The sequence below is a fragment of the Microbacterium sp. A84 genome (genome assembly GCF_051842815.1).
Taxonomy (GTDB): Bacteria; Actinomycetota; Actinomycetes; order Actinomycetales; family Microbacteriaceae; genus Microbacterium.
This window is the reverse complement of record NZ_JBPXMS010000011.1, coordinates 1-2,387: the sequence shown is the minus strand read 5'-3', so window position 1 is coordinate 2,387 and position 2,387 is coordinate 1. Positions and strand designations below refer to the sequence as shown.

The 2,387-nt window shown below is 65.1% G+C and carries 2 protein-coding genes; both read right to left on the bottom strand.

Features of this window, described 5'->3' with window-relative positions; genetic code table 11:
* Positions 1–4: 4 nt before the first annotated feature.
* Entirely contained in the window at positions 5–1,573 is a 1,569-nt protein-coding gene (locus ACSU04_RS18375) for an AMP-binding protein (RefSeq protein WP_439290565.1), read from the bottom strand.
* Entirely contained in the window at positions 1,570–2,361 is a 792-nt protein-coding gene (locus ACSU04_RS18370) for an enoyl-CoA hydratase/isomerase family protein (protein ID WP_439290564.1), read from the bottom strand. The genes ACSU04_RS18375 and ACSU04_RS18370 overlap by 4 nt, the downstream gene beginning before the upstream one ends.
* Between the last annotated feature and the right edge of the window lie 26 nt (positions 2,362–2,387).

Sequence of the window (2,387 nt, the reverse complement as noted above, 5' to 3'; positions counted from 1 at the left end):
TGCGTCAGGACTCGGCTTGTAGTTCTGACGCACGGGCCCGCAGGGCCGCGCGATCGATCTTGCCGACGTGCCCGCGGGGGAGTTCGGGCAGGATCCGGATCTCGCGGGGCACTTTGTAGTTCGCCAAGCGGGATCGGGCGTGCGTGATGACGTCGTCGACCGTGAGCGTGGCACCCGCGCGTGCCACGATGAACGCCACCGGCACTTCTCCGAGGCGTTCGTGTTCAAGTCCCACGACTGCGGCTTGACTGATATCGGCGTGCTCCGCGAGGGCGTTCTCCACCTCTGCCGGATAGACGTTGAAACCGCCCACCAGGAGCATGTCGGTGGATCGCCCGGCAATGTGGACGTATCCGTGCTCATCGGTCCAGCCGGTGTCTCCGGTGTCGAGCCATCCGTCGCGAACGGCTGCGGCCGTGGCCTCGGGGTCGTCCAAATATCCCAGCATGACGTTGTCGCCTCGCACTTCGATAGGGCGAGGTTCGTCAGCAGTCGCACCATCAGTGCGAACATCGACACCAGGTAGTGCGCACCCGAGCGATTCGCTGACCAGATCGACGGAGTCTCCCCGCCGCGTCATGAGACACACGCCGGTTGCCTCCGTGAGTCCATAAGAGATCATCACGTCCTCGACGCCAAGCGTGGTGCGAAGGTCCCGGACCAACTGCGGCGGGACGATCGCCGACCCCATTACGACGGTCCGCAAGGTGTTCGCCAAGGGCAGCTTTCCGGCGTCACGCTCATCGAGCAGCGTTCGCAGTACTGCGGGTGGGCCGTTGAAGAATGTGACGCGATGGCGGTTCATGATCTCGACGATCGATTCGGCTCGCACAATGGGGACCAAGATCGCGGTGGCCCGGGCCACCAGTGTCGTGATGAGTCCGGTCTTGAACCCGCCGATGTGGGCGAGCGGATACACTACCGGATAGGTGTCGCCGCGGTGCAACCCGGCGACATCGGCCCACGCGGCGCTCGTCCTCAGGAGGGGTCCTTGCCGCAGCCGAACTCCTTTCGGTCGGCCCGTCGTACCCGAGGTGAACTGGATGATTGCGACCTCCTCGCCGGTCATGGAGTCCACGCGTGCGTCGATCGTGGCAAGCGAGATGCTGTCCACTCCGGCCATGAGTGCCGTCCAGGGAAGGGTCCCGGAAGGAGCGACCGGACCGAGACACACGACAGGAGCATCACCGGCAATGCGCAGCGCTTCCTCGGCGATGGCCCTGCCTCCCGCTTCAGCCGGCGCCATCACCAGCACCGGATGGGTGCGGCCGATGATGTGCTCGACCTCCGCGGCGGTGTAGCGGGTGTTGATCGGGACGATCGTCGCACCTGCGGTCGCCGCGGCGAGCAGCGCGACGGCCGTCGGTCTGTCATTGGCAGCCCACACGATGACGAGGTCGCCGAGTCGAACACCCTTGCTCACCAGCGCGGCGGCGGCCTCGCGAACCTCCGCCCACTGCTCGCCGAAGGTGGTGGCCGATTCGCCGTGCAACCAGGCCACGCCATCGGGCGCCTCCCGAGCCGCGTTGCGTAGCTCCGCGCCGATGCTCTTGGCGGGACTGATCTTCGTCACCGCGGCTGCCGCCAAACCGGCTCGCGCTTCTCGAGGAAGGCTCGCGGGCCCTCGGCCTGGTCGGGGTGACCCCAGACGCTGATGAGATGTTGCGAGCCGAGTCGGCACGCGTCGGTCAGCCCCATCTCCAGTGCCGACCAGAGCGCCTTCTTCGTGGCACGCATGGCGGCGGGGGAGTTCCGGGCGATCTTCTCAGCGAGTAGTTGCGCCTCCTCGCGGAGCTTCTCAGGCGGATCGACAATCTGGCTCACCATGCCGAGCTCGTAGGCGCGTTGGGCCGATATCCGCTCGTGACGGCCGAGGAGTGCCATTCTCATCACGGCTTCAAAGGGCATCTGCTTCGCCAGACCGATGGTCTCGACCGCCGTGACCTGACCGACCGAGACATGAGGGTCTGAGAACTGAGCGTCGGATGCTGCGATGACGATGTCCGCGTCCGCTACGAAGTGCAGGCCCCCGCCAACACACAGTCCGTTGACGGCTGCGATGACCGGTTTGCTGACATTTTGATGCCACGACGAGAAGTGGAGATTGAACGAGAGCATGTCGCGCTCGAACCGTTCCATGCCGGCCTCGGACACCTCGCTGATGTCGGCGCCAGCATGGAAGGCCCGCCCTTCACCGGTGTGGACGATGACCCGAACCTGCGGGTCGTTCTCCAATTCCAGCCAGGCGTCCGCCATCTCGTCACGCTGCTGGACGTTCTGGGAATTGAGGGCTTCCGGGCGGTTATTGATCAACCACCCCACGTGACCGTGGCGCTCAACAATGATGGTTTCGTACGTCATGACTGCATTCTCCTCAGTTAGGCGGT

What these genes read in the sequence shown, in the direction of transcription:
- ACSU04_RS18370 (WP_439290564.1), bottom strand. Translation starts at nt 2,361, where the DNA reads ATGACGTACGAAACCATCATTGTTGAGCGCCACGGTCACGTGGGGTGG.